This window comes from Thermosediminibacter litoriperuensis (assembly GCF_008124715.1).
Lineage (GTDB): Bacteria > Bacillota > Thermosediminibacteria > Thermosediminibacterales > Thermosediminibacteraceae > Thermosediminibacter > Thermosediminibacter litoriperuensis.
The window spans coordinates 87,871-108,561 of sequence record NZ_VNHO01000003.1; the positions used below are offsets into that span (position 1 = coordinate 87,871).

Genomic DNA, 20,691 nt, shown 5'->3' on the forward strand with positions numbered 1-20,691 from the left:
CTTATAAATATAAACTGCTTTTCATAAATATAATATGGCTGTAATTTTATCATACTCTTTCAGTTTATGTCAATACAGAATTTTATTAAATTTTGTATACATTATTAAACACACATTAAAAGCCGGGCTGAACGCGTAGCTTGCGTTCTATCCCGGCTGGTATGCACTTCATCCGTTTGGTAATCCCGTTACAAAAAGCGCCTAAGCTCGCCTAAACACGGATCCATTTCATTTTAGCAATCCTGCTATAATAGTCAAAATATAAACAGTATTTATCAGGACAAAATTCTTAACCGACAAAACAAAAGTATCCTCTTTCGTTTGCTTTTCGCTGAATTTTTTTATATTTTTCCGCACGGGTAAAACGGTCAGCACGGCTGCAACAGAAAATACAGGAATAATTTTTAGCACTATCAAGATTATAATGTCTATATAAATAATATAGTACAGAAATTTAAAAAGCTTAACGGCATCATTTTTTCCGATGTAAACCGGCAGTGTATATCGTTTATTCTTCACGTCATCCTCGATATCGCAAATATTGTTTGCAAGCATTATATTTGCAATCCCATTTATAGTGGGTACTGAAACCAGAAAAATAGTTATGATTTCTATTATATTAACGTTAACACTTAAAATGGCCTGACTCAATGAAATTTCCACTATACTTTGATTGAACACGTGGATGTAAACTGAAAGAAATACTATTACAAATCCCATAAAAAAACCCGAGAAAATTTCTCCCAACGGCATCCTCGATATGGGTAACGGCCCGAACGTATAAAAGACCCCTACCATGAAGGATATAATACCTATAATCAGAACTACTATATCGGTATTTAGATATAATAATAAACCAAAACCCGTAGCTGTTAGCATCAATAAGATTATTGTTATTTTAACGGTACTTTCTTTAATCCCGTAACTGACAATAGCATTATGTTTTTCATAATTATAGCCGCAGGTCACATTAGCCTTTTTATAATCAAAATAGTTATTGATCGCAGTTGTGGCCATATCAATTGAGAGCAACGATATTAACATTAAAACAAAGTTTTTTATATTAAAACTGTCATAGCGATAAACACTGTAAGCCGCTCCTAATAAAAAAGGTATAATACTTGCTGCCTTTGTCCGTATTTCCACTAGCTCTAAAAAACTCTTTAAAGGCATTTTAATCCTCCTAATACTTTTAAGTGTAGAAATAAAGTGTTCTTCGATAAAATTAGGCAAGTCCAAATTTTTGTGTAAAATTTCCTCTGGTTATAACCAGGTGATTTAATCACCACCACTTGGCTAGATACCGCCTCCAGCCCTTTGAGGATCAATGATTTGCTATCGCCGGGCTTTGCCCGTCCTTGACACCGGGGTCATCCGGTTGAGCCATATCTTATCCCTTCAGTTAGGTTTTTGTGTTCGTCACCTTTAATTCTAACCAGAGGAGCGAGGATGGCTCAAGCTTTTTTTAAAATTCCCTTTTTATACAATTATATGGACGAAACTTATCGTTTTCAGTTAGAAATCAAAATAAGGGTTCAATTAATTTATTTACTGTCCTTTATTGACGACTACAGCCGCTATACTATTATTTTTCCCCGAAAAATCCCAGGAAGGTGACGCCCGGGTATTCCAGGAATACTTCGGTTTGACATACGAGCCTGGCAATGCAGATTTTCCGGGCTATAATCCAAAGGATTCAGGTCCGCTATCATTTGGGTGGCCAGACTTTACCATCTTAAACCTAGAAGTACACTCATAAATAAGAGCAGGATGTGTCCCTGCCCTATAATGCAAACATACTGTATACTCTACTCTGCTGCCTCTTGCTCTTCATCGCTACCCTTTGGTACGAAACCGATGATATGGCATATAGAGAAAACGCCTATTCGGTTAGGAGGACCTGAAGTAAGCATTACTTCTATTGTTCCCCTGTTAACTCTTTTAATAACACCGGTAATATTAGGTGGTCTGCCAGCCGGTGGTGGGGCTGCAGTAAGCAATTCAACCTCTAAGCCTGCCTTCGCAGCTTTCTTTAAGGCTTCTCTTAAATCTTTCAGACAAACATCCTCATCCTTTTTAAACTTAAATTTATCTTTGTCATTATCAAAAAAGTCAACTGATGTGTCATTCATTGTTGACATACAATATCACCTCCTCAATCCCTGTTGTAGTAAGCCTTGACTTAAGATATTTACACCATATTATATGTATTAAATAAGAGGACGGTTACAAATAAAAGCACCAACCGCCATTCAGATTCATGCTTATACCGCCTCCAGTCTGCAGTTCACATTTAGCCATGAACCAAAACATACCCAAACTCCTAAAAAATTATAAAGCCTTGCGCAACAAGGCTTTATGGGCTGTGTTTCCTTCTAATCGATGCCACACACTCAACATGATGCGTGAAAGGGAACATATCTACCGGCTGCACGAATTCGGTCCTGTAGCCCCTATCTTCCAGATACCTCAGGTCTCTGGCAAGAGTAGCGGGGTTGCACGACACGTACACCATGCGGGAAGGATTCATTTTCACAGCGGCTTCAAGGAGCTCCTCTTCGCACCCACGCCTAGGCGGGTCCACCACTATTACATCGGCTCTGATTCCCTGTTCAATCATCCGGGGCATTACTTCTTCGGCCGCCCCTTCTAGGAATTCTACATTTTCTGTTCCGTTCAATAGGGCGTTATTCCTGGCATCCCTCACCGCCTCGTGGACAACTTCTATGCCGTAAACCAGCCTCGCCATCCGGGCCAAAAACAGGGTTATGGTACCTATGCCGCAGTAAGCATCGATAACCGTCTCTTCGCCCGTAAGCCCGGCGTATTCCATCACTTTATTGTAAAGGACCTCCACCTGCACCGGATTAACCTGGAAGAAAGAGTTGGGAGAAAGGGTGAATTTTATTTCTCCGATAAAATCGATAATATGGGGTTCGCCGTAGACCAGTATATTTTCATCGCCCATAATCACATTTGTCTTCTTCGTGTTAACGTTCAGATAAACGCTTTTCAGCCCCTCTAAGTTTTTCTCCAAAGCGCCGAGGAGCTCCTTTAAATGAGGCACTTCCCTTCCGTTAATTACCAGTACCACCATTACTTCGCCGGTTTTGGCCCCGACCCTGGTCACCACATGTCTAATAAGGCCCCTATGGTTTACCTCGTCGTAAATCGATACCCGGAATTTTTCTATCCATTCCCGTACAACTTCCGCCGCCCGCCAACTCAATTCGTGCTGTATTAGACAGTCTTCTATGGGAACCAGGTCGTGGCTCCTTTTCATGTAAAACCCCAATGTGGGCCGGTAGTCCTTCTTCCCTACCGGATACTGGGCTTTATTTCTGTATTTCCAGGGATCTTCCATCCCTATGGTTTCGAACACCGTCGTATTTATGCGGCCTATCCTCTCAAGGCTGTCCCTGACCTTCTGCGTTTTAAACTCCAGCTGCCCCTTATACGACAGGTGCTGGAGGGAGCACCCACCGCACTCGCCCGCATAGGGACACCGGGGGATGATTCGGTCGGGCGACGGAGATATGATCTCCTCCACCCGAGCTATAGCGTAGTTTTTTGAAACCTTTTCCACGACCGCCAGCACCCTCTCGCCCTTCAACGCTCCTTCGACAAATACCGCGAGGCCGTCTACCCGGCCCACCCCCTGTCCTTCATGGGCCATGGCGGTTACATCAACTTCAATTCTATCTTCTTTTTTAAGCATTATACCACCGCCTTATAAATTTTATTTTTACATTGCTATAAATGACGAAATTAGATATAATTAGGTAAAATGTTAATTTTTATCATATCATAATGCTTTAAATTTTAGGAGGTATCTGTGTTGAAGCACGGTCGCCGAGCTTTAAAAATTCCTACAATTCCGTTAATAAAGCTTAAAGATTTGTCAGCATTTAAATTAAAGCGCAGCCTCAAAACCCGTCTGACTGTATACCTAATAATCATGGCCTTATTTCCGTTAATTCTGATGGGGGGAATTGTTAATTTCTTTATAAAAGAATCCATGGAAAAAGAGGTAAAGGAAAAGACCAGCGTAATCGTAAGCAATCTAAACGATCAAATAGACATTTTCATAAATCAAAATAAAAGCCTGGTTTCCTTTCTCGCCGCTACCAAAACCGTTCGCTCAATGGATAGAAACGTTATCGAGCCGTTCATTTACGACATGCTGATGCAGAACCCCCAGATACTCCGGGTTATAATAGCTGATACCCAAGGCTCCGTGTACGCTGTGCCTTTCGGTAACTTTCCCGAAAATTACAGCGTCTTTTCCGAAGCATGGTATACCGGCGCCCTGGACAACAAAGATACTTATATCACAAAGGTTAAAGTTGACCCTTCTTCATCAAGTACTATTCTTTCCATATCAGCTCCTATAATCTCTGAAACCGGCAACATTGCGGGAATTTTATGCGCCGACATTTCCCTTGTTTCCCTGACACGAACAGTCTCTACTATGAATATCGGCAACCATGGATACGCATTTATTACTGATAGCGACGGCTATGTTATAGGACACAAAGACTACAAGCTTGTAAGAGCCAGGGAGAATTTTTCAAAGTACGATTTCGTAAAGCAGGCTCTATTAGGTAAAAAGGACTTCACCACCTTTGATGAAAACGGCAATGAGATGTTTGTTGCTTACGGGCCCCAAAAGACAACCGGATGGGGTATTTTCGTTAGCCAACCGGTAAATGAAGCTTATTCCAATATATTCAGCGTGACGCGGACCTTTGGGGTAGTCGGCCTTCTGGCAACCCTGATCAGCATAGCCATGGGAATTTACATAGGAAATGCGGTTGCGACCCCAATCCTGCGCATGGTGGGTGCTGCTGAGACGATAGCTGAAGGAGACCTCACCGAATTCATAAAAATACAGGATTCGACAGAGATCGGGGCACTGGCTTCCTCCTTTAATTCCATGGTATCGGGTTTAAGAAATCTGGTCCTGGAAATCATGAGAACAGCCGGGGAGCTCTCTTCGTCAACAGAGGAACAGGTTTCAAGCGCCGAGGACAGCAAAAAAGCTGCAGAACAAATTTCCGGCGCAATTGAACAGATAGCCGCCGGAGCCGGAGATCAATCCCAAAAACTCACCGAAATATCGGAAATTATAAACCAGCTGGTGCTGTCTAACGGTAAGATTGACGAAAACGCCCATTCCACTGCCTCCTCGGCTACTGAAATGCTGGAGCGAGCCAGAAACGGCCAGAGGAAAATGAACAACGCCACAGAAAGCATGCATTCAATAATAAATTCAGTAGACCGGTCTAGGAATATAATAATGAACCTGCATTCCAGCGTCAAGGAAATAGGCAAGATATCAGATATAATTCGCGATATAGTGGATCAGACAAACCTGCTCGCTCTCAATGCATCGATAGAAGCGGCGCGGGCCGGCGAATACGGCCGCGGTTTTTCAGTGGTAGCCCAGGAAATCCGCAAACTGGCGGATCAGTCCGGCAAAGCGGCGAAGCAGATATCTGAAATCGTAAAAGAAATCCAGAAAAACAGCAGAGTGGCAGTTGATTCGATGGTCGAAAGCAGCAGTGAAGTAGATTCGGGCCGGGTACTGATCGTTGAAGCCAACGAAACCTTTAACAGGCTTATAGGCGATATTGAAGCTACAGCAAGGGCCGCCAAACAGATTTCGGAAGAAGTGACTTCCCAGTACAACAACATTGAAAAGATAGTCGCAAAGATAAATGATATTATGGCAGTATCAGAGGAAACCGCAGCAGCCAGTCAGCAGGTCTCGGCCTCTTCCCATGAACAAACGGCATCCATGGAAAGCATAGCCTCTTCAGCCAGACAGCTGGCAGGGCTTGCTGAAAAGCTGTCCGCCATGGTAAACAAGTTTAAGGTATAACGTTATTCGAAAAATAAAGCGACGCTCATACATATTAAAGTATGCGTCGCTCTATTTTTATTTCCTGGACGGGCCCTTTATCTTCAAGCCTTTAAAATTGTTCTGCCTCAGTGCTTCATAAAGTACTACAGCCACGGCATTGGACAGGTTCAAAGATCGGGCATCCTCCAGCATCGGTATTCTGACGCATCTTTCCCAGTTGGCCTTTAAAAGTTCGAGGGGCAGACCCGCGGTTTCCTTGCCGAATACCAGGTAGCTGCCCGGTTCGTAAAGCACGTCCGTATAGCATTTTTCCGCTTTCGTCGTGAGAAAATACAACGGCACACCCCGGTTTTTTTCCTTAAACTCGCCGTAACTAGAGTAATACCTTACGTCCACCAGGTGCCAGTAATCCAGCCCGGCTCTCTTCAGATACCTGTCTTCAAGGGAAAAGCCCAGAGGGCCCACCAGGTGAAGCACCGCCCCCGTCGCAGCGCACGTCCGGGCAATATTACCGGTATTCTGTGGGATTTCCGGTTCTACCAGCACAATATGGAACATCTTACATCGCCTCTTTTAAATTTCGTAATGAAGTCTTTTCCTTTTCCCGAAATAGCACAATCTCTTAAAACCGTAAGTTTTCACGTATTTCAGCGCTCTGTCAAAATCCCTGCCGACATCTTCAGGCCGGTGGGCATCGGAGTTTATCATAATAGGAATTTCATACTTTTTGAGGTAATTCATAATGGCCGGGGATGGATAAATCTCGCCAATGGGTTTTCTGATGCCAGCTGTGCTGATCTCGGCACACACATTCGCCCGCTTCATTGCAGCGGCTACTTTTTCGTAAACCGGTGCAAGATCCTTTACGGTCACGTGACCGAAAACTTTTATCACGTCAATATGGGCTATAATGTCAAAAATGCCCGACTCTATTGCTTTTATCAGCACACCAAAGTATTCCTTATGGGTTTCGTAAACATCCCTGGTTTCCCACTCCGGCATATAATCCGGATTGTCGAATCCGAAATCGCCCAGCCAGTGGACCGCACCTATCACGTAGTCAAAGGGGTATTTTAAAACAAAATCCCTTATTTCTCCTTCCCATTCCGGTATATAATCCATTTCGATTCCAAGCTTTACCGGGAGCCCTTCGCTCTTCGCCCTTTCCACGATTTTAATATACTGCTCTATATCTTCGGTAGCCCTTTCTCCGTGCCATTTACCCCTTGAGCCGCTGCTTCGCCACAGGTGCATCGCCTGGATAAACCTGTAACAGTGCTCCGAAAAGCCCACTTCCTTAACGCTTCTCTTTGCACCCTCTTCTAGAAATCTCTTCATCCATTCGATTGTATAAGGTCCCTGTTCCAGGTGTACGTGATAATCCCTTAGATCCATGATTCATGCTCCTATCGCATCCCGGGTGTCATGCCCGGCATAATCGATCATATTTTTCATTATAACATATTTTACTATTTCCGATAAAAAAAAACAGCGGATTTCTCCGCCGTCTATGCATTTTCTAACTCCCTGTTTTACCTGCGACTTTCAAGACCTAATCGGCCCTGGGAAAACCGAAGGCTATAGCTGCCAGTGCCATGAGCCCCAGCAGGTAAGGATAATATAGGTTAGGCATAATCTGCACCGGTGACAGCTTGGCTATACTGCCGGCAAGAAGGAGCTGGGCACCGTAAGGTATAATACCCTGCCATATGCAGGAAAATATATCGAGCATACTTGCACTTCTTCTTGGATCAACACCATTTTCCTCGGCCAGCTTTCTTGCCATGGGGCCGGTAATTACGATCGCCACAGTGTTGTTCGCCGTGCATATGTCGGCTACGGAGACCAATGCGCCTATACCCAGCTCGGCACCCTTGCGGCTTCTTATGCGGTGGCTTATGAAGTCAAGCAGGTAATCTATACCGCCTTCCTTTGCGATCATAGCGGCAAGACCGCCGATTAGCAGAGAAAGGATAAATATCTCCTGCATGGTACCGAAGCCCTCGTACATTTTCTGCGTGAAAGAGATGAGGGTAAAGCTTCCATCGGCAAGGCCGATAGCTCCCGCCAGTATTATTCCTATAAGCAGCACCAGGAACACGTTGATTCCCAGTAACGCTAGCACAAGCACTGAAACGTAGGGTAATATTTTTACAAAATTGTACTCAAGCCCCTGGGGGATATGACCCGTTATACCCGTAAAAGCCAGTATAGCTATTGTTATCAAAGCCGCCGGCAGTGCTATCTTGAAGTTCATGATGAACTTGTCCTTCATAGCGCAGCCCTGGGTCCTGGTGGCGGCTATTGTAGTATCGGATATCATGGATAAATTATCTCCGAACATGGCGCCACTTACCACCGTACCTACAGCTATCGCCAGAGGTATCTGGGCTTTTACTGCCATATCCACCGCTATCGGACATATTGCCGCGATCGTACCCATAGAAGTTCCCATTGCCGTGGAAACAAAGGCCGCTATTACGAATAGGCCGGGCAGTATCATACTAGGTGGAATCACCGAAAGTCCGAAGTTTACGGTGGAGTCTACTCCGCCCATGGCGTTTGCCACGGTAGAAAAAGCCCCCGCTAAGAGGTATATCATACACATTATTATTATATTCGAATCTCCAACTCCGTTGATGAAACTCTCCATCTTTTCTTCAAGGGAGCCTTTAAAAAGGATAAAAGCAACGGTGATACCGGCAATTGCAGCCACCGGAGAGGGAAGCTGGTAAAAGGCGAATTCTACGCCTTTGCTGTTAAAGTAAATCCCGCTTCCCAGGAAGAGTGCAAGAAATACTACAAGGGGCAAGAGAGCAAGAGGATTTTTTCTGTCCTTCATCTCTATCTCCTTTCTTGATGACTCTAGGCTTCGGTTGAAAATTAACCTTTTAACCCCTTCTGCACCTTTTCAAGGGCTTGATCCAGGTCTCCTATTATATCCTCCACATCCTCGATACCAACGGACAGTCTAACCAGACCGTCGGTTATTCCGGCCTTCAGCCTCTCCTCCCTGGGAACGGGGGAATGGGTCATCGATGCGGGATGCTGTATCAGAGAATCGACGCAGCCGAGGCTTACAGCCAGCGTTATCATTTTTACACTGTTCATCAACAGCTTTCCTGCCTCGATTCCGCCTCTAAGCTCGAAGCTTATCATGCCGCCGAAACCGTCCATCTGCCGCCTGGCCAGGTCATGCTGAGGATGGGATGGCAGGCCCGGATAGTAGACCCTCTCTATCATGGGATGGCCTTCCAGGTATTCGGCCACCTTCTGCGCATTCTGGCAGTGGCGCTCCATGCGCAATCCTAAAGTTTTTAGACCTCTGATGAGGAGCCAGGCGTCAAAGGGGCTTATCACACCGCCGATATCTTTGAGATACGGCATCTTCATTTCAGTTATCAGGTCTTTCGGCCCGACGATTATGCCGCCTATGACGTCACCGTGGCCGCCGATATACTTGGTGGCGCTGTGGACCACCACGTCCGCCCCATGTTCTATAGGCCTCTGCAGGTACGGTGACATGAAGGTATTGTCGACCACCACTCTTGCTCCGAACTTATGGGCTATTTCTGCGGCACCTTTAAGCTCGACCAGCTTCAGCGTGGGGTTGGCCGGTGTCTCCACATAAACGACTTTTGTATTAGGTCTCATAGCCTTTTCAAGATTCGACAGGTCAGAAATGTCCGTGAAAGTAACATCTATACCGTATTTGGGTGCCAGGTGGCTTAAAAAGCTGTGAGTACATCCGTATAGCGCATCATTTGCCACCACATGGTCCCCTTGTTTTAACAGGGTGAAGAGCACCGTTGAAATGGCCGCCATACCGGAAGCAGTAGCTATGGCAGCTTCACCGCCTTCCAGAGCTGCCATCTTTTCTTCAAGTTCCGCTACGGTGGGATTTCCGAGCCTTGTGTATATATAACCCTCTTCCTGACCGGCAAAGCGGCGCGCCCCCTGGTCCACGTTCTCAAAGACGAAGGTTGACGTCTGATAAATCGGCGTCACGTGGGACCCTGTTACCGGATCGTGTTTTTGCCCCGCGTGAATGGCTTTGGTATTAAAACCCATATAACTCCCTCCTAAAAAAATCTTTATTGTAATAAAACTTGCAAAAACTGTGCCATTATTGGAGGGGCTTTTTTGACATCATTCTGGTTAAATATTTTACCAACAGGGCGAAAAGTATGGTTACCAACGTATCCATTGGTTAATATTTTTACCATTTTATTCGGACCAGCGGGCTTCTTTTTTTATCCCGTAATTTTTCATCTTGTTCAACACTGTAGCGTGGGTTACACCCAGAAGCCGTGCCGCTTCTCTCACGCTCCTTGAGTTTTCCAGAGCTTCAAGAATCGCCTTCTTTTCGGCTTCCCCCACCACTTCTTTCAGTCTCTTACAGCCCTTCCCACAGCTCTGCTGGATATCCGCCGACTCGTTGAATTCCTCTTCCTTTAGAATAAGGTGTTCGGTCCTGATGACTTCGTCGTCGCACAGGTTCATGGCCCTCTCTATGACATTGGAAAGCTCCCTCACGTTTCCCGGCCAGTCGTATTCCATAAGCTTTTTCATCGCATCGGGGCTTATATTCGAAACCCTTTTGTTCATCTTCTGGCTGAGCTTCTTTACAAGGTGCATGGCCAAAAGCGGAATATCTTCTTTCCTTTCCCTGAGCGGCGGTATGAAGATGGGGATCACGTTGAGCCTGTAATACAGATCTTCTCTAAACTGGCCGTCCCTCATCAACTTCTCCAGGTTCCTGTTCGTAGCAGCTATTATCCTCACATCCACCGGGATTTCCTCATTTCCTCCGACCTGCCGGATTTTGCCTTCCTGGAGCACCCGGAGCAGTTTGACCTGCAGGTGGGTTGAAAGTTCCCCTATCTCGTCGAGGAACAGCGTGCCTTTGTCGGCGTATTTAAAAAGCCCCTGTTTCCCGCCCTTTTTTGCCCCGGTGAAGGCGCCTTCCTCATAACCGAACAGCTCGCTTTCCAGCAGCGTATCGGGTATGGCGGCACAGTTTACGGCCACGAAAGGTCTGTCGCGTCTCGGGCTTGCCATGTGGATGGACCGGGCAAAAAGCTCCTTGCCGGTCCCGCTCTCGCCTCTTATGAGTACGGTGGAGTTCCCCTTTGCAGCTATCTTAGCTATTTCCTTGACCTTCCTGATCTTGTCGCTTTCCCCCAGTATCTCATCGAAGGTTATCATTGCCGGCTGGGTAAAGGAATAAACCAGGTTCATGACGCTCTCTATATCCTGCAGTGACGCCACGGCTCCCACCGGATTCCCGTCCTCGTCCAGGATGGGGCGGCCAGAAGTAATATAATGGCTTTTGGATTTTTCGCTGTTCAGCACTATCTCCACATTGTCGTAGCTTTCTCCGGTTTTCACGGTCCTGAGCATGGGTAAATTCGGTGCCAGTATTTCGGATACCGGCTTACCGACAGCTTCTTTTGCCTTTACCTTGAGTATTTTTTCAGCTGCAGGATTGAATGCAGTTATCATACCGTTTTTATCGATGGCAATTATACCCTCTACGGTTGCATCGAGAACGGCTTTAATCTTTTTTTCCCTCTCCTCCTGGGGCAGCAGCTTTATCTCTTCGACTTCCATGACGTCTTCTTCCATGAGGAGCTGTTGTTTTAAAAAATCGAAGGAAAGCGAGTCATTTTTTTCGATTTTTAACCAGGCATACCCCGGCCCTACTTCCATAGCCTTGAGGTTTATGCCGTACCTATAAAGAATCTTCAAAATATCAAGGGCCATACCGACCCTGTCCCTGGTCCTCACCATGAAGCGAACTGTTTCTATCATCCCGGCATCACCCCTTGTTAATTGTACAAAAAAACAGCCCCGAATTCCATGTCAAAAAAAGGAGCTGCGAAAATCCGCAGCTCCCTCATTTCGCCTGGTGTTTTATTAGGTTGCTCAGAGTGAAGAAACATCCTCCCAGTATTACGACCCAGGCCAGGACCATGAAAAACAACGCGCTTCCGGACATGTTTTACGCCTCCTTTTAGGCTTTCGCGCCTTTTTGAATCTGAGCGCTGCCGTATTTCTTCTGGATGGTGTAGTAGGCTTCGATGAAACCTATGGCGAGGATTACAAAGAGCAACACGCGGGCACCCTGCACCCAGGGAACCAGCTCCGGCATATTCTCTACGAATCTTGGAATCCACTTGAAGTAACCGTCCTTTATATAGCTCCTCGTGGAGAAAACGAGAAGTATGGCGATCGAGAGCGGTGTGATGAATTTGATCATAAAGTTGAAGAAAGCGGAAGACACCTTCCAGTAGCCGCCCCTGTTCAACTCTTCGAGGGCTTTCTTTTCACCGAACAACCAGCCCACCACCAGAGCTTCGATGAGGCCCACGACTACCAGGAAGTAGTTGCCCACCCAGTTGTCGAGCTCGGTGAGGAACACCAGCTCAGCAGTCTTGGTCAGGTAGGGCTCCAAAGCCGTCGGCAGACCTACGAGGATATAGAAACTGAATACGATTACCGCACCGGCTTTTCTCGGTAAATTCAGGTCTTCTTCGAGCATGGCTATCAGGTAGTTGTACATCGCTATGGCCGACGTGAAGCCCGCGAAGAACAGCACCAGGAACCAGAAGGCGCCGAAAAATTGGCCACCCGGCATCATGCGGAACACGTTGGGAAGAGCGATGAAGGAAAGCCCGACACCGCTTTCTATGCCTTCGGGTCCCAGGAAGGTGAAGGCTATCGGAATGGCGATACTGCCGCCCAGGATGACTTCGGCAAATTCATTCAGGAATACCGTGGTTGTAGCGGAAAGAACGATGTCCTCATCGGGCTTGAGATAAGACGCGTAGTTCTGAATGATGCCCATGCCCAGGGACAGCGTGAAGAATATCTGGCCCGCAGCAGCCAGAGCCGATTGCCAATTCAGTTCGTTCCACTTCGGGCTCCAGAGGTAGTCGAGGCCTTTTATCGGCGACCAGTCTGGGTTTACCGGTGAACCTAGGGTCAGGGCCCTTATGATCAGGATGAAGCCAAGCACGTAAAGCAGAGGCATCATAATCTTGGCCCATGCCTCGATACCCTTCTGGACACCGCGGCTGAGGGCGAACGCCAGGAGAGCGAGCGCTATCACCCAGAATGTAATCGACATACCCGGATTCTGGATATAGCTCGCAAAGACTTCACCGGTAGACCGGGCAGTGTCCATATAGCCGCCGATCAGGGAGAGGTAGCTGTAACCGAGGGTCCAGCCGATGATCTGGGTGTAGTATGAGTTTACAAGGGTCGTAACAGAAAACACCAGCATACCGACCAGAGCACCTATTATCGCTGCGGAGGAATGACCGAGTTTTTCTTTGGCCTGCAGATAGGTCATGCAGCCAACGGTTCCGTGGCCGTACTTGCCGCCGTAGCGGCCCTGCATCCATTCCACATACATCAGGGGAATGCCGAGGACCAGCAGTGCAGCAAAATAGGGCAGCATGAATGCGCCGCCGCCGTTTTCGGCAACCTGGTAGGGGAACCTCCAGAAGTTGCCGAGACCTATGGCATTCCCCGCCATAGCAAGAATAAGTCCGAGCTTACTCCCCCAATTCTCTCTGTTTTCCGCCATAAAAACCCTCCTTTATAATTTTAAGTACAAATGAGTATTAATAATTTATTAAATTATACATTAAAAAAACTCTATTTTCAATACGTCATACATATCTTTCAATATACTCACTTGATAATATTATGAATTATATATTCAAAAAAAATTATATTATATCAGCCGCCCAGTTCCCACCCTCTTTCGAAAGCATTTATATTTAATTGGACGTACCGGGCAGGGACTACATCTTTAATGACTTTTATAAAGGACTGTTTCGACCAGTCCATAACCCTGGCTAGCACCCCAACCAGCACCATGTTCTGGGCGCGAACTTCGCCGCACTCTCTGGCTATACTAACAGCATCCACCACTATTGTGTTTTTTATCTCCGACTTCAATCGGGGAACAATATCCGGTGGGTATTCTTCTTTTCCTGTAAGCACCGAAGCCGGCGGCATTTCCAGGTCGTTTACGATCAGCGTGCCTTCGGACGAAAGGTACTCTATATACCTTACCGCCTCGAGTTTCTCGAAGGCCAGGAGCACATCGGCCCCTCCTTTTTCGATGAGGGGAGAGTAGACCCTATCGCCGTATCTGATCTGGGTTATCACACTGCCCCCGCGCTGGGCCATGCCGTGGACTTCGGACATCTTTACATCGTATCCCTGGTTTACGAGCGCGGTTGTTATGACCTTCCCCGCCAGGATGGTCCCCTGGCCTCCCACTCCGGAAATGAATATGCTCTTAACAGACATCACTCATCACCCGCCTTTTCTATTGCGCCGAAGGGGCAGACCTGAACACATACGGAACAGCCAACACAGCTTATGGGGTTTATAAATATTCCGTCTCCCCTTACCTGTATCGCCGGGCACCCCAACCTTAAACACATCCTGCACTTTCTGCACTTTTCCTCGCTTATGGAGTAGAGCCCTTTGGGGCCTTTGCCCTTCAGCAGAGCGCACACCCTCCTGGCGATGATAACGCTGGGACCCTCTTTGTACTCCAGGGCCTTTTTCACGGCATCCTCCACAGCTTTAAGGTCGTAGGAGTCCACCACCAATACGTTTTCCACGCCTATGGCTCTGCAAACGGCTTCAAGAGATACCGCGGCAGCCGGTTCTTCTTTGATGTTGTATCCTGTACCCGGGTGGTGCTGGTGTCCGGTCATTGCGGTGATACAATTGTCCACAATGATGTTTATTGTATTGCTGCGGTTGTATACAGCGTCCATAAGGGAAGTAATGCCCGAATGTAGAAACGTCGAGTCGCCTATTACGGTGACGACAGTGGCATCCTTTCCGTTGATCTCGCAGGCCTTCTTGAAACCGTGCCCCATGCTGATGCTGGCGCCCATGCAGAGGATGCTGTCAATGGACTCCAGAGGAGGCAGCACACCCAGGCTGTAGCACCCAATGTCGCTGGTTACCACTGCCTTCATTTTCTTGAGCACGTAGAAAACCCCTCTGTGAGGACATCCCGGGCACAGCACCGGCGGCCTCGGCGGCACGGAGGTATACGGTTTGAAGGCGGGAGTGACCTTGTCCCCCTTCAGCGCTTCCCTCAGGATTTCCGCGCTGAGCTCGCCGATTTCCGGTATGAGCTCTTTGCCCCTGACCTTCAATCCCATTGCCCTGATCTGGTTTTCCAGATAGGGGTCCAGCTCTTCAACCACGTAGACTTCCTTCACCTGCTCTACGAAAGCGGCGATCATTTTTTTAGGCAAGGGGAAGGTCATCGTCAGCTTCAAAACGCTTACTTCGTCACCAAAGACCTCTTTCACGTACTGGTAGCTGATGCCGCTGGTGATGATACCCACATCGTAACTCTTGCCCCACTCGACCCTGTTGTACGGAAATTTTTCGCTGTATTCCTCCAGGGCTTTAAGCCTTTCCTTCAGGATTAACCTTCTCTTGCGGGCAAAACCCGGAATCATCGAGAATTTCTCGGGGTTTTTAACATAAGGCTTGATGCCCGCTTCCTGCCTTTCACCGATTTGGACCACGCTACGGCTGTGAGATACGCGGGTGGTGGTCCTGAAAAGCACCGGGGTATCGAACATCTCGCTTATCTTCAGAGCTTCGCCCACCAGGTCTTTTGCTTCCTGGCTGTCGGAGGGCTCCAGCATGGGGATTTTGGCAAAGGGCGCAAAATTTCTGTTGTCCTGTTCGTTCTGGGAGCTGTGCATACCGGGATCGTCGGCGCTGACTATTACAAGGCCGCCGTTGACGCCGGTATATGCCAGGGTAAAAAGAGGATCTGCAGCCACGTTCAGGCCTACGTGTTTCATGGAAACTATTGCTCGTGCTCCGGCCATGGATGCCCCGGCGGTTGCCTCCAGGGCTACTTTTTCGTTAGGAGCCCATTCCGAATATATCTCGCTGTATTTAGCTATATTTTCCAGGATCTCGGTGCTGGGAGTTCCGGGATATGCCGAGGCAAAGGTGACTCCGTACTCGTAAGCGCCACGGGCTATGGCCTCGTTCCCGGTGAGGAAAACCTTTTTCATAATTTCTCACCTCGTTTCACAAGACATGCGAAAGCAATAGACATGAGCTTGGATACCGGCGAATCCGCTCTGGAAGAAAGCACTACCGGAGCTTTTGCCCCTACTACTATGCCGGCCATGTTGCCCCCCGCCAGGAAGGTGAGGGATTTGCCCAGGGCATTCCCAGTCTCTATATTGGGGACCAGGATGAGGTCGGCCTTTCCGGCGACGGGGCTTTTTATGCCTTTATGGGCCGCCGCCTCTTCGCTGACGGCGTTGTCCAGAGCCAGGGGTCCGTCAACCAGGGCCCCTCTTATTTGCTTCCTCTCCGCCATTTTGGCCAGAATGGCTGCGTCCACGGCCGACTGCATCTTGGCCGAAACAGTCTCCACAGCCGAAAGAAGCGCCACTTTCGGCTCGCTGTAACCAATAGCCCTGAGCGCGTTGACTGCATTCTGGAGGATTGCGGCCTTTTCTTCCAGAGTGGGCGCTATGTTGACGCCACCGTCGGTTATGAAAAGTATTCTATCGAAGTTGGGGATTTCGAAGGCGGCCAGGTGGCTCAGAAGCATGCCGGTCCTCAGCCCGAAATCGGGATTCAGCACCGCCCTCATGAAGGCCGCCGTGTCAACTAGCCCTTTCATGAGTACATCGGCCTGGTTTTCGTAGACCAGCCGCACTCCAACCATAGGCGCTTCCGGTGCGGGACAATCGATTATTTCTATATTTTCAAGGGAAAAGCCTATTTTAGAAGCTTCCTCCTGGATCTTTTCTTTTTCTCCTACCAGCACCGGTTCTATAATACCCTTTTCGTAGGCGTCCTTTACGGCTTCCAGCACGGGGGCGTCGGCAGCCTGTACGACGATGAGCCGCACGGGCGGAAGGTTTTTCAGCCTCTCCAGCATCTCGCCGAAATTTCTCATCATTCCTATTCACCTCCCCCGTAATCCAGTACCTTCTCGCGCCCGGCCATGACCCTGCACGCGGCTTCAGCCAGGGCCTTCATCTCCTCTTCGCCGGGCACTCTTTCTACAGGGGCTATAAATTTTACCCTGCCGGCTATGCATTCGCTGATGTAATCTGATTTGGCTATACCACCGGTAAGAATTATATAGTCCACATTACCTTTTAAAACCGTCGCCATCTGGCCGATACACTTGGCTATCTGGTAAACCATCGCCTCCAGTATGAGGGCAGCTTTTTTATCGCCGCTCCTCGCCCTTTCTTCAACTTCTCTCATATCCTTCGTGCCGAGATACGAATATACTCCGCCTTCCTGGATGAGCTTTTTCTTCAGCTCGTCCTTCGTGTATTTGCCGCTGAAGCAGAAATCCACGACCTCCAGGATTGGCAGCCCTCCAGCCCTCTCCGGAGAAAAGGGACCTTCACAGTTGGCGCTCTCCACATCTACCATCTGTCCCTTTCTTATGGCGCCGATGGAAATCCCGCCGCCCAGGTGGGCTACTATAAAATTGAGCTCACCTGGGTCTTTTCCGAGCTTTTCAGAGACCTTGTATATAACGCGCCTGATGTTGAGCGCGTGGGACAGGCTCTTTCTCTCGATTCCATCGAGCCCCGAAATACGGGCCACATCTTCCATTTCATCCACCGAAACCGGATCGACTATATAAACCGGTATGCCCTTTTCCGCACCGATGCGGCGGGCTATGAAGGCAGCCACGTTGGAAGCGTGCTCTCCGGCCACGGCGTTTCTCAGGTCTTCCAGCATGAGGTCGTTTATGCGGTAAGTGCCAGCTTTAACCGGGCGCAGGATGCCCCCTCTGGCTACCACCACGTCTATTTCATCCAGGCTGTAGCCCCTGGCCGCGAGAACGCTTAAGATCGCTTCGTAACGGTAGCCTTCCTGTTCTATGACATTTCTGAATTTCTTCAGTTCTTCATAATCGTGGACTATATTTTCCGTGAAAACCTCTTCTTCGCCGTGAAAAATCGAGATCTTCGTGGATGTGGATCCGGGGTTTATTGCGAGTATCCTGAACTTTTCCATTATACCCTCCTATCTTTTAACATAATTGGTCTTCAGCCTGCCTATAACTTCTATGCGCTCTTCGGCAAGCCTGTCGGCAACCTTGTGGGGCGGCACATTTTGCTCCTTGCTTATGGTAAATATTTTAAGCAGGATATCGTAAATGGCCCCCGCCTTCATCATTACCCTTTCGTGCCTCTTTTCGTCATTTTTGAATTCCAGTTCATCGGCAACCTGGATGAGGCCGCCTGCATTTATCACGTAATCCGGAGCGTACAGGATTCCCCTTTCGTGCAGCACATCACCGTGTCTGGGCTCCAGCAGCTGGTTGTTGGCAGCTCCAGCTACGATCCTGCACTTCAACCTGGATATGGTGTCATCGTTGATGATACCGCCTCTGGCGCAGGGAGCGAATATGTCGCATTCCACATCGTATATCTTTTCGCATTCTACTACTTCCACATCCGGGTATTTTTCTTTTACTTTGTTTATATTTTCCTCGGTTATATCGGCAATCACGACCCGGGCCTCTTCTTCTTTTAGGTAACCTACCAGCACCTGCCCCACTTTGCCCACGCCCTGGACAGCGATTTTCAGCCCTTTCAACGAATCACTGCCGAAGACTATTTTGGCCGCAGCCTTCATGCCATTGTACACACCGTAAGCGGTGGGAACGGCCGAATTACCGCTTCCGCCGTATTCCTCGGGCAGCCCCACCATGTAATCGGATTCGCGGCTTGCATAAACGAAATCCATACCGGTGGTCCCCATGTCGGTGCCGGTATAGTACCTACCGCCCAGCGTCTGAACAAAACGCCCCAAGGCCCTAAAAAGCGCTTCTGACTTGTCCTTTTTCGGGTCGCCGATTATCACGGTCTTGCCGCCGCCAAAATTGTTGTCCGAGACGGCGCACTTGTAGGTCATGCCTTTGGCCAAGCGCATGGCATCCATCAGAGCTTCGTCTTCGGTTTCGTAAGGCCACATACGGCAGCCTCCGAGGGCGGGGCCCAGAGTTGTGTCGTGAATGGCTATTATAGCCTTTAGGCCCGTGGTCTTGTCGTAATTGAAGATTATCTGTTCAAAACCATGTTTCTCCATTTCCTTGAAAATATCAATTTTCACAAGCAAACCCTCCCATAGACTTTTTTCGACATAGAATAAGAGCAAAAAAGATGCCACCGGGAAAAAGTCCGTCGGGAGGGCTTTATTGTATACTTTTGTTCTCTTTTTCTGTGTATTATTGTTCACACCACTCTAAAATACCCCTGTCCCGAAGGAGATGGTGTATACTTTTATTCTCATTTTATCGCAATCATCGGACTTGTCCTGTAATTTATCAATCTTCCAACAACTTCATTTTTTTATAAAGGGCTCGCCTGGTTATCCCCAGGTCCCTGGCTATTTCCGTCTTGGACTTTTTCTTCTTGAGGAAAAACTTCAGGACTTCCGCTTCAAACTCTCTTTTCACCTGGTCCCATGTCTTTCCCTTGACGCTGACAACAATATCGCCGTCGGACAATTGGCGGAAAGACCCGTGATTATCCACCAGATCCGGCAGATGCTCGGGCTTAATCTCCTTTTCGGATATGTCCATATTTATCATGGCACGGCTAATGATGTTTTCCAATTCCCTTACATTTCCCGGCCAGTCGTAGGACATCAAAATTTCTAAGGCCTTTTTCGAGATGGAGTTTATACCCCTGCCGTATTTTTGATTGTATCTTTTTATTATACTGCTGCAAAGCAGTGGTATATCTCCCTTCCTCTCTCTCAGCGGCGGAATTGTTATTTTTATCACATTCAGACGATAATACAGGTCCTGCCTGAAATTTCCCCGCCGCACCTCTTCCTCCAGATCCCTGTTGGTGGCGGCTATAACCCTTACGTCTACTTTCTGGGGCACCGTGCTGCCTATCCTGAGCACCTCCTGTTCCTGCAGCACCCTGAGGAGCTTGGCCTGCGCCGAGAGGCTGAACTCGCTTATCTCGTCGAGAAACAGAGTGCCGCCGTCGGCCTGCTCGAAATATCCCTTTTTCCCGTGCCTCAGTGAACCGGTGAAAGAGCCTCCCTCGTATCCAAAGAGTTCGCTCTCCACCAGCTCTTTATTTATCGCAGCACAGTTCACCCTCACAAACGGCCCTCCGGCCCTGGGGCTCATATTGTGGATGGCGTGGGCGAAGAGCTCTTTGCCGGTACCGCTTTCTCCCACGAGCAGCACGGTAGCGGAAACTCCCGCACAGGCTCTCGCCTCTTCTTTAGCCTTCATGATCTTTTCGCTGTTTCCCAGGATGTCGTCCAGGGTGTACTTGGACTCGAGGCTGCGGAGCATCCTGTTCTTGTACTCCAGCTCCCTGCTCATCCGCTTTATCTCCGATATGTCGTGCATGACGCCCACGCTGCCTACCAGTTCCCCCTGAATGTAGATGGGTTTCGCGCTGCACAACACCTCCCTTTTGTCGGGTCCCACCCGCCGCAAGAGGTTTACGAACTCCCTACCCTCCTGGATGGATTTAATGAGCACGCTGTCCCGCTCCGCTATATCTATATCCGCCGGTTTTCCAACCACATCCTCTTCCGAAAGCCCGCTTAAATTCTTGTAAGCCTGGTTGACCATTATGCAGTTCCCGTCCCTGTCGGCCACCATTACGGCATCGGGAATCATTTCTATAATGTTTTTCAGAAGATTTATTACGTATTCCGCTTCACCTTTTAGAGAGGAAATCATCCAAAAGGCCTCCCAACAAAAATATTATATGATATAATAAATTATAACAAAA

General features: G+C 48.2%; 17 protein-coding genes. 1 reads left to right on the forward strand and 16 read right to left on the reverse strand.

The genetic code is table 11. The annotated features are described in order from the left end of the window. Positions 1 to 228 precede the first annotated feature (228 nt). The 3 genes from menA to rlmD all read right to left on the reverse strand — a co-directional run bounded on the left by menA (position 229) and on the right by rlmD (position 3,718). Positions 229 to 1,173: a 1,4-dihydroxy-2-naphthoate polyprenyltransferase gene (menA, locus tag LZ11_RS01985; protein ID WP_148866147.1), complete on the reverse strand. Its 945-nt coding sequence runs from the start codon at positions 1,171 to 1,173 to the stop codon at positions 229 to 231. Between the two features lie 635 nt (positions 1,174 to 1,808). Next, on the reverse strand, positions 1,809 to 2,141 hold the full coding sequence (locus LZ11_RS01990) for a hypothetical protein (RefSeq protein WP_148866149.1): 333 nt from the start codon (positions 2,139 to 2,141) through the stop codon (positions 1,809 to 1,811). A 215-nt stretch (positions 2,142 to 2,356) separates the two neighbouring features. Then, on the reverse strand, positions 2,357 to 3,718 hold the full coding sequence (rlmD, locus tag LZ11_RS01995; protein WP_148866151.1) for a 23S rRNA (uracil(1939)-C(5))-methyltransferase RlmD: 1,362 nt from the start codon (positions 3,716 to 3,718) through the stop codon (positions 2,357 to 2,359). A 120-nt stretch (positions 3,719 to 3,838) separates the two neighbouring features. Here rlmD and LZ11_RS02000 point away from each other — a divergent pair, with 120 nt between their 5' ends. After that, complete coding sequence (locus LZ11_RS02000; RefSeq protein WP_246110674.1) at positions 3,839 to 5,884, forward strand: methyl-accepting chemotaxis protein; 2,046 nt, start codon at positions 3,839 to 3,841, stop codon at positions 5,882 to 5,884. 57 nt (positions 5,885 to 5,941) lie between these two features. Here LZ11_RS02000 and trmL read toward each other — a convergent pair whose 3' ends face one another. The 13 genes from trmL to LZ11_RS02065 form a co-directional block, all read right to left on the reverse strand. Next, positions 5,942 to 6,424, reverse strand: coding sequence for a tRNA (uridine(34)/cytosine(34)/5-carboxymethylaminomethyluridine(34)-2'-O)-methyltransferase TrmL (gene trmL, locus LZ11_RS02005; RefSeq protein ID WP_148866153.1), 483 nt, complete (start codon positions 6,422 to 6,424; stop codon positions 5,942 to 5,944). A gap of 15 nt (positions 6,425 to 6,439) precedes the next feature. Beyond that, a complete protein-coding gene (locus LZ11_RS02010; RefSeq protein WP_148866155.1) occupies positions 6,440 to 7,261 on the reverse strand; it encodes a histidinol-phosphatase in 822 nt (273 codons plus the stop codon). Between the two features lie 157 nt (positions 7,262 to 7,418). Next, the gene (locus LZ11_RS02015; protein ID WP_148866156.1) at positions 7,419 to 8,708 is read right to left on the reverse strand and encodes a Na+/H+ antiporter NhaC family protein; all 1,290 of its coding nucleotides are present in this window, start codon (positions 8,706 to 8,708) and stop codon (positions 7,419 to 7,421) included. A 41-nt stretch (positions 8,709 to 8,749) separates the two neighbouring features. Further along, positions 8,750 to 9,937, reverse strand: a complete 1,188-nt coding sequence (gene megL / locus LZ11_RS02020; RefSeq protein ID WP_148866158.1) for a methionine gamma-lyase — start codon at positions 9,935 to 9,937, stop codon at positions 8,750 to 8,752. Between the two features lie 156 nt (positions 9,938 to 10,093). Continuing rightward, positions 10,094 to 11,680, reverse strand: coding sequence for a sigma 54-interacting transcriptional regulator (locus LZ11_RS02025; RefSeq protein WP_148866161.1), 1,587 nt, complete (start codon positions 11,678 to 11,680; stop codon positions 10,094 to 10,096). An 85-nt stretch (positions 11,681 to 11,765) separates the two neighbouring features. Further along, positions 11,766 to 11,867, reverse strand: coding sequence for a MetS family NSS transporter small subunit (locus LZ11_RS02030; RefSeq protein ID WP_148866162.1), 102 nt, complete (start codon positions 11,865 to 11,867; stop codon positions 11,766 to 11,768). A gap of 15 nt (positions 11,868 to 11,882) precedes the next feature. Then, entirely contained in the window at positions 11,883 to 13,460 is a 1,578-nt protein-coding gene (locus LZ11_RS02035) for a sodium:neurotransmitter symporter family protein (RefSeq protein WP_148866164.1), read from the reverse strand. Between the two features lie 155 nt (positions 13,461 to 13,615). Beyond that, positions 13,616 to 14,194, reverse strand: a complete 579-nt coding sequence (locus tag LZ11_RS02040) for an indolepyruvate oxidoreductase subunit beta (protein WP_187695043.1) — start codon at positions 14,192 to 14,194, stop codon at positions 13,616 to 13,618. After that, positions 14,194 to 15,948, reverse strand: a complete 1,755-nt coding sequence (iorA, locus tag LZ11_RS02045) for an indolepyruvate ferredoxin oxidoreductase subunit alpha (RefSeq protein ID WP_148866168.1) — start codon at positions 15,946 to 15,948, stop codon at positions 14,194 to 14,196. Before iorA ends, LZ11_RS02040 begins: the two co-directional genes overlap by 1 nt. Continuing rightward, positions 15,945 to 16,850 carry a bifunctional enoyl-CoA hydratase/phosphate acetyltransferase gene (locus LZ11_RS02050; RefSeq protein ID WP_148866208.1) on the reverse strand — a complete coding sequence of 302 codons (906 nt, stop codon included), beginning with the start codon at positions 16,848 to 16,850 and terminating at the stop codon, positions 15,945 to 15,947. The genes iorA and LZ11_RS02050 overlap by 4 nt, the downstream gene beginning before the upstream one ends. Positions 16,851 to 16,855: 5 nt before the next feature. Further along, positions 16,856 to 17,935, reverse strand: a complete 1,080-nt coding sequence (buk, locus tag LZ11_RS02055) for a butyrate kinase (RefSeq protein WP_148866170.1) — start codon at positions 17,933 to 17,935, stop codon at positions 16,856 to 16,858. Between the two features lie 9 nt (positions 17,936 to 17,944). Beyond that, positions 17,945 to 19,030, reverse strand: coding sequence for a Glu/Leu/Phe/Val dehydrogenase dimerization domain-containing protein (locus LZ11_RS02060; protein ID WP_148866210.1), 1,086 nt, complete (start codon positions 19,028 to 19,030; stop codon positions 17,945 to 17,947). 220 nt (positions 19,031 to 19,250) lie between these two features. Beyond that, positions 19,251 to 20,639 carry a sigma-54 interaction domain-containing protein gene (locus tag LZ11_RS02065; RefSeq protein ID WP_148866172.1) on the reverse strand — a complete coding sequence of 463 codons (1,389 nt, stop codon included), beginning with the start codon at positions 20,637 to 20,639 and terminating at the stop codon, positions 19,251 to 19,253. Positions 20,640 to 20,691 lie beyond the last annotated feature (52 nt).

Bases quoted from the DNA above. Each gene is read 5' to 3' on its own strand.
- trmL (WP_148866153.1), bottom strand. From the start codon at position 6,424: ATGTTCCATATTGTGCTGGTAGAACCGGAAATCCCACAGAATACCGGT.
- menA (WP_148866147.1), bottom strand. From the start codon at position 1,173: ATGCCTTTAAAGAGTTTTTTAGAGCTAGTGGAAATACGGACAAAGGCA.
- buk (WP_148866170.1), bottom strand. From the start codon at position 17,935: ATGGAAAAGTTCAGGATACTCGCAATAAACCCCGGATCCACATCCACG.
- iorA (WP_148866168.1), bottom strand. From the start codon at position 15,948: ATGAAAAAGGTTTTCCTCACCGGGAACGAGGCCATAGCCCGTGGCGCT.
- LZ11_RS02015 (WP_148866156.1), bottom strand. From the start codon at position 8,708: ATGAAGGACAGAAAAAATCCTCTTGCTCTCTTGCCCCTTGTAGTATTT.
- rlmD (WP_148866151.1), bottom strand. From the start codon at position 3,718: ATGCTTAAAAAAGAAGATAGAATTGAAGTTGATGTAACCGCCATGGCC.
- LZ11_RS02035 (WP_148866164.1), bottom strand. From the start codon at position 13,460: ATGGCGGAAAACAGAGAGAATTGGGGGAGTAAGCTCGGACTTATTCTT.
- LZ11_RS02025 (WP_148866161.1), bottom strand. From the start codon at position 11,680: ATGATAGAAACAGTTCGCTTCATGGTGAGGACCAGGGACAGGGTCGGT.
- megL (WP_148866158.1), bottom strand. From the start codon at position 9,937: ATGGGTTTTAATACCAAAGCCATTCACGCGGGGCAAAAACACGATCCG.
- LZ11_RS02010 (WP_148866155.1), bottom strand. From the start codon at position 7,261: ATGGATCTAAGGGATTATCACGTACACCTGGAACAGGGACCTTATACA.
- LZ11_RS02030 (WP_148866162.1), bottom strand. From the start codon at position 11,867: ATGTCCGGAAGCGCGTTGTTTTTCATGGTCCTGGCCTGGGTCGTAATA.
- LZ11_RS02050 (WP_148866208.1), bottom strand. From the start codon at position 16,850: ATGAGAAATTTCGGCGAGATGCTGGAGAGGCTGAAAAACCTTCCGCCC.
- LZ11_RS02040 (WP_187695043.1), bottom strand. From the start codon at position 14,194: ATGTCTGTTAAGAGCATATTCATTTCCGGAGTGGGAGGCCAGGGGACC.
- LZ11_RS01990 (WP_148866149.1), bottom strand. From the start codon at position 2,141: ATGTCAACAATGAATGACACATCAGTTGACTTTTTTGATAATGACAAA.
- LZ11_RS02065 (WP_148866172.1), bottom strand. From the start codon at position 20,639: ATGATTTCCTCTCTAAAAGGTGAAGCGGAATACGTAATAAATCTTCTG.